Source organism: Hyella patelloides LEGE 07179, assembly GCF_900659865.1.
Classification (GTDB): Bacteria; Cyanobacteriota; Cyanobacteriia; order Cyanobacteriales; family Xenococcaceae; genus Hyella; species Hyella patelloides.
In genome coordinates this window covers 15,793-22,179 of the sequence record NZ_LR213867.1, presented here as the reverse complement: position 1 = coordinate 22,179, position 6,387 = coordinate 15,793, and the positions used below count along the sequence as shown (strand labels likewise).

At 35.8% G+C, this 6,387-nt stretch carries 5 protein-coding genes; 2 read left to right on the top strand and 3 right to left on the bottom strand.

The genetic code is table 11. From position 1 onward, the window contains the following. Nucleotides 1–118: 118 nt before the first annotated feature. The 3 genes from H1P_RS16490 to H1P_RS16480 are packed head-to-tail and all read right to left on the bottom strand — an operon-like array spanning nucleotide 119 to nucleotide 2,208. Entirely contained in the window at nucleotides 119–571 is a 453-nt protein-coding gene (locus H1P_RS16490) for a DUF4178 domain-containing protein (protein WP_144869275.1), read from the bottom strand. A 2-nt stretch (nucleotides 572–573) separates the two neighbouring features. Next, nucleotides 574–1,077: a GNAT family N-acetyltransferase gene (locus H1P_RS16485; protein ID WP_186375997.1), complete on the bottom strand. Its 504-nt coding sequence runs from the start codon at nucleotides 1,075–1,077 to the stop codon at nucleotides 574–576. A gap of 3 nt (nucleotides 1,078–1,080) precedes the next feature. Continuing rightward, nucleotides 1,081–2,208 (bottom strand): RNA polymerase sigma factor, RpoD/SigA family, encoded by a 1,128-nt coding sequence (locus tag H1P_RS16480; protein ID WP_144869273.1) that lies wholly within the window; start codon nucleotides 2,206–2,208, stop codon nucleotides 1,081–1,083. Nucleotides 2,209–2,974: 766 nt separating this feature from the next. On the opposite strand from H1P_RS16480, the gene H1P_RS16475 reads away from it, so the two are divergent. After that, nucleotides 2,975–4,702 carry a diflavin flavoprotein gene (locus tag H1P_RS16475; RefSeq protein ID WP_144869270.1) on the top strand — a complete coding sequence of 576 codons (1,728 nt, stop codon included), beginning with the start codon at nucleotides 2,975–2,977 and terminating at the stop codon, nucleotides 4,700–4,702. A 127-nt stretch (nucleotides 4,703–4,829) separates the two neighbouring features. Next, nucleotides 4,830–5,654, top strand: coding sequence for a carbohydrate ABC transporter permease (locus H1P_RS16470; RefSeq protein ID WP_144869267.1), 825 nt, complete (start codon nucleotides 4,830–4,832; stop codon nucleotides 5,652–5,654). Nucleotides 5,655–6,387: the final 733 nt, after the last annotated feature.

Sequence of the window (6,387 nt, the reverse complement as noted above, 5' to 3'; positions counted from 1 at the left end):
TTACTGTGGTTTACAGAAGGAAAACAGAGTACCGAAAAGCCAGGAGGAGCGTAGTGCCGTGAAAGTGGCACGCTACGTTTTGGATGGGAGGCTAGAGAAGCGATTCTCTGGTCGACCCCTAACAATCCCAGGTAACTCTAGTATCGCGCCACATTCTAGCTTTGTAAGTTCCCCCAGTTTGCGATTCTAGATAATAAACGATGCCTAAATATCTTAACTGAGGAAAAGGAGTATCTTGGCGCAACATCTTCGGTAATAATGTCGGTACTATATTATCGTTACTTGCTTCTTCATCCGAGACATAAATTTCTGGTTGTTTAATCTCTTGAGCAATATACCAATTTACACTATTAGGGGAATTTTCAGGATCGACTTCTCTTATTAGATAACGCTGTGTTTTAATACTTACGCTGCTACCGTCTGACTCTATTAACCATTCTTCTGTTTTATAGCCTTTTCTGTCTTTGTAAGTAGCATAGTCTTTAATCGACCACTGCTGAGTATTGTATTGAAACAAATCACCTTTTCTTAGATTTTCTAATTTAATCGATTCAGCAGTTTCTGTAACCATCTCTATAAATCATTCATTATTGCTAGCTTACTTAAAGCATCTCCTGTGACGCGACAAGTACGCCAATCTGGTAAAACTTTTGCACCCATCATTTGATAAAAACTAATTGCGCTCTCATTCCAGTCTAAGACATTCCACTCTAAACGCCCTGCATCTCTTTCTATGGCTAACTTACCTAAATAAATTAACATTGCCTTCCCAATTCCTCGACGGCGATATTCTGGTAAGACAAACAAATCTTCTAAATAAATACCTGGTTTAGTCAAAAAAGTTGAATAGTTAGGGAAAAACAACGCAAAACCAATCACTTTATTTTCCACCTCTGCAACTATAGCCTCTGCACAAAGGCGATTACCAAATAAGTGCTGTTGTAATTTCTCTTCACTACCAGTTACTTGATGAGTTAGTTGTTCATACTCTGCTAAGGCTTTTATCAGAGAAAAAATAGCCCCTACATCAGTAGGGGTTGCAGAACGAATTTTAAATTGTTGAGACACTTGATTCATTGCTTAATTGAGCCATCCTCGCAAACGACGAGCAACTTGAGGGCGACGCAATTTCCGCATTGCTTTACTTTGGATTTGACGCACCCTTTCACGGGAAAGATTAAACATTCCTCCCACTTCTTCTAGAGTATAAGGCTGAGAGGTGCATAATCCATAACGCAAGGAAATAACATCTTTTTCTCTTTGAGTTAACACATCATCCAATACATGAGAAATTTCTTGGCGCATCATCGCCTCACTCATTTTTTCTTCAGGAAGTTGTAAATCGCTATCTTCTAGTAAATCTACTAATTCTGTATCTTCTGCTTTTCCTACCCGATGATTTAAAGAAAGAGATTGACGGCGTAATTCTAATAATTGACGCAACTGAGGAGGAGAAACTTTTAACTTTTTAGCTAACTCTTGTTCGCTAGGATTTCTCTGTAGCTCTTGTTTAAGAGTACGCTGAGCTTTCTTCAGCTTATTTAGCTTTTCAACAATATGAATTGGCAGACGAATAGTACGAGCATCATTGGCAATTGTACGGGTAATTGCTTGACGAATCCACCAGTAAGCATAGGTAGAAAATTTATAACCTTTATCGGGATCAAACTTTTCAGTAGCGCGATTTAAACCAATTGCACCTTCTTGAATTAAATCAAGGAAAGGAACACCACGATTGAGGTAACGTTTTGCAATAGAAACAACTAAGCGTAAATTAGAACGAATCATTTTTCGTTTGGCGACTTTCCCCTTATAAAGACGCTGTTCTAAATGACGAACTGATTCTAATTCTAGGGCTGCAACTAACTCTTGTTTATTCGGTTTTCTCGCTAATTTTTCGACTAATTGTTGGCGAGCTTCTTCGACTTCTACCATCAATTTAACATCATTAGCAAGAGTAACTTCTTCTTCTGATTGCAGTAGAGGATAACGAGCCATTTCTTTAAAAAAAGCTCCAATATTATCTTCTAGATTGGCTTTTGTTTTTTTTGTAGAACGACGGTTTATTCCAGTTTCTTCTTCTGAAGAAAATTCAACTTCTACTAGCTTTAAGTCTATATCTGCTGGTTCGTAATCAATATTACTCAAAGTTTCACTATCATTGTCTTCAAAATAATTAGCTTGTTTTGTTTGTTTTGTTATAGTCATAGTCTTATGGTGGGGAATCCGTATAATAAATGGCTAATTTATATGAAATAAATTATTTCAGGTATTTGCTATTTATCGAACAATGTATATATTTCCTTAACTAATGAGCTTTAAAAAAAATTGTGATATATTACAGGATGGAAGTTATTATGTTGCTAAAAAATTAAAGATTTTCTTAATTATTATTTCTGAGACAACCTACGAAAGCAAAAATTAATCTCTAGACTATTTCCGATCCGATCTCAAGACTAGCAAAATTAGTTAGGGTTTTTGTGAAAATAGTTACAAAATGATAATCAAACTTGGTGAGCCGATAAATATAACAAAGATAGAGAGTTTATTTGGCTATTTTTTGAGTAATTAATGTATAAAAAAACACAATTCGTTTTTTTCGATAATTATCAGAGAACTACAATATAAATAAAAGATAAAGATTGTAATTAGTGGCTCAAGGTTTATCAGTAATTTCTAATTCAGGAGAAATTGTTAATAAAGTTATTTTTGGGAAAATATATCTTTAAAAGTAATCTCAGGAAAAGCTACAAATATTGACATTAATAGGTTACAGTAAATTAATAATTTAAACAATAATTATCTAAGCAAATTACTATCCAACCTATCCTACAAAAGCTACTTTGCTGGAAAAACATCGAATAAAACTGATAAGAAACAATAATATTCCTGGTTCCTGACTCCCGATCCGTCACCTCTTAAATCGTGGCACAATATAAAAAAGTAAACAAAATTTAACAAAAAGAGAGGGGATATGGTAGCAACGCCAATCAAAACTGAAAAGCGGTTAACTATCGAAACCGCAGAAATCGCCCCTGATACTAGTACAATACGTTCTTTAGACTGGGATCGCGATCGCTTTGATATCGAATTCGGTTTACAAAACGGAACTACATACAATTCTTATCTGATTCGAGGGGAAAAAACAGCATTAGTCGATACTTCTCATGCTAAGTTTCGTCAGCTATATCTAGATACCCTCACAGGATTAATCGATCCCAAGGAAATTGATTATCTCATTATCAGTCATACTGAACCCGATCATAGTGGTTTAGTTAAAGATATTCTGGCTTTAGCACCTCAAGCTATTGTTGTTGGTGCAAAAGTAGCGATTAAATTCTTAGAGGATTTAGTCCACCAACCCTTTGAAAGACAGCTAGTTAAAAGTGGTGACAGCATAGACTTAGGTAATGGTCACATTATTGACTTTGTAAACGCTCCTAACCTACACTGGCCTGATACTATCTTTAGTTACGATCGCGGTACTAGCACCCTTTATACTTGCGATGCTTTTGGGATGCACTACTGTTCTAGTAGCATCTATGATGAAGACTTAAGTGCTATCGAAAAAGACTATCGCTTTTATTATGACTGCTTGATGGCTCCTAATGCACGTTCGGTACTCGGCGCGATGAAAAGGATGGATAAGCTAGGAGAAATTGCCACTGTAGCCAATGGTCATGGCCCTATATTACGTCATAACGTACAGGAACTTCTAGACCGCTATCAAAAATGGAGTAAAGCTCAAACCAAAGCGGAAAAGAATGTAGCCGTCTTTTATATTTCTGATTACGGTTATAGCGACCGCTTATCTCAAGCTGTAGCCAAGGGAATTACGAAAACTGGCGTTGCAGTAGAAATGGTAGACTTGCGATCGGCAGAAAACCAAGAAGTCCATGAGTTAGTATCTCGCGCTTCTGGTATTGTTTTAGGTATGCCTCCTCTGTCTAGTAGCGACCATCAAGATATTACTGCTAATGTGGGTACAGTTCTTGCTGCTGTCAAGGAAAAGCAAATTATAGGTATGTTTGAGTCTTATGGAGATGATGACGAACCTATTGACCCATTGTTAACGAAATTTAGTGATGTCGGACTAAAAAAAGCTTTCCCTCCCATTCGGGTTAAAGACACTCCAGACGAAGCTACTTATCAACTCTGCGAAGAATCAGGTACAGACTTGGGACAGCTTTTAACTCGCGATAAGTTGGTTAAACAGATGAAATCTCTCGATAGTGATTTAGATAAAGCTATTGGAAGACTAAGCGGAGGACTTTATATCATCACTGCAACTAAAGATAGCGTTAGTAGTGCGATGTTAGCCTCTTGGGTGTCTCAAGCTAGTTTTGAACCCCCTGGTTTTACTATTGCAGTAGCCAAAGATCGGGCAATTGAATCTTTAATGCAAGTTGGCGACAGCTTTGTCTTAAATATTCTAGAAGAAGGCAAATATCAGTCTTTAATGAAACACTTCCTCAAACGCTTTAAACCTGGCGCAGATCGTTTTGCAGGTGTAGACACTCAAACAGCAGAGAATGGCTCGCCCATCTTAAATGATGCTCTAGCATACATAGAATGTGAAGTAGTCAGCCGTATGGAATGTAGCGATCACTGGGTAGTTTACAGCAAAGTTACCGCAGGTAGAGTTTCTAATCCTGATGGAATGACCGCAGTACACCATCGTAAAGTAGGAAATCACTATTAAAAAGGATGAATTATGAAGGATGAAGGATGAAGGATGAGGGATGAATTATGAAGTAATAATTAGACAGTAGTTGTTTGTTATTTGATACTTTATAATTTCTCTTTTCTCAGTCCTTACTTCCTTGATTATGAATTCACGACTTAAAGTAATAGCCACATATCTAATGCTTACAGGAATTGCTATTTTAATGCTGTTTCCCCTATTGTGGCTTGTGGGGACAGCTTTTAAATCTCCCGCAGAAGATATCTTTAGTTTTCCTCCGCAACTATTACCTGCTGAACCAACATTGGCTAATTTTCAGACAGTTTGGGCAGATTATCCTTTTGGTAGATATCTTTTTAATAGCGCGATCGTAGCAATTCTTTCTGTTAGTTTCAATCTACTTTTTTGTGCCTTAGCTGCTTATCCTTTAGCCAGACTCAACTTTAAAGGGAAAGAAATTATTTTTTCTTTAGTTGTGGCAACAATTATTATTCCCTTTCAGATTGTCATGATTCCTCTTTACATTCTGACAGTTAATCTGGGTCTGAGAAATACCTATTTCGGGATCATTTTACCCAACATTGTATCTGCGTTTGGTATTTTTTTGTTACGCCAAGCTATTATGAGTGTTCCTCTGGAGTTAGAAGAAGCAGCACGCATCGATGGCTGTTCTGAATTGGGCATTTGGTGGAACGTTATGATACCTGCAATTCGTCCTGCACTAGTTACTTTGGCTATTTTTGTTTTTATTGGCTCTTGGAGTGATTTTTTATGGCCTTTAATAGTTTTGGATCGTCCTGAATACTATACTCTTCCTTTAGGTGTAGCCGATCTTGCAGGTGCATTTTCTCTTAATTGGCGGTTAGTTGCAGCAGGTTCAGTAATTTCGATCGCCCCCATATTACTACTGTTTATCTTTTTACAAAAATATATTGTTGCTACGGATATCAGTAGTGGTGTTAAAGGTTAAGCCTCTTCTGTCACTTTCCGAGAAATTATTTATTTCCAGAAGCTTTATCAATTAATCGATACAGGCAATTGTATTGTCACGATCATTTTTTTGTATTTCTTACGGTCAATAGACTATTCTAACCCTTATGAGTAATATCAGGTTCGGTTCAACAATTAAATGTTGTGGATGATAGGGAAATAGGGAATTAGGGGAAAACTTTATCTAAAGTAATTATCCGCACTTGATGTAAGCAGTTAAAGAATTCAAATTTTGCTTTTGGTTTCGGAATCTGGCAGAAAAAGGATAGATTAATAATTCTATAATTTAGAATTAAAGTAAGTAATTATACGTTATTTAGTTTTTTAAATCCGAAAATCAACAATTAATCTACATAGTAATAACTACTATTTCAGCAGAAAAATTAATTTAAGCGAGATCGCTTTATCAAAGCTTCATTTTATTGAATTAAAACAATTATAATCTTGATAATTTTTTCTATTCCCGATCGATAATAACTTCATCGATAGATAATATTAATCTAGAAAGATTAGGTAGAATAAAGATCGTAGACATCTTGCTGTGATTAATTATTTATAACTTAATTTACTTAGTTATTTTTAATTTTTATAACTATAAAAATTACGTGTTTCTTGCGTTGTTACTTAACATAATGCTCCTGTACGATAAAAAGTAACAAAATCCACGAATTATGACAAATTATGAGAGGTCTCAAAATATTTAAGTTTTTTTT

Coding starts and splice junctions, on each gene's coding strand:
- H1P_RS16480 (WP_144869273.1), bottom strand. CDS start 2,208: ATGACTATAACAAAACAAACAAAACAAGCTAATTATTTTGAAGACAAT.
- H1P_RS16475 (WP_144869270.1), top strand. CDS start 2,975: ATGGTAGCAACGCCAATCAAAACTGAAAAGCGGTTAACTATCGAAACC.
- H1P_RS16485 (WP_186375997.1), bottom strand. CDS start 1,077: ATGAATCAAGTGTCTCAACAATTTAAAATTCGTTCTGCAACCCCTACT.
- H1P_RS16490 (WP_144869275.1), bottom strand. CDS start 571: ATGGTTACAGAAACTGCTGAATCGATTAAATTAGAAAATCTAAGAAAA.
- H1P_RS16470 (WP_144869267.1), top strand. CDS start 4,830: ATGAATTCACGACTTAAAGTAATAGCCACATATCTAATGCTTACAGGA.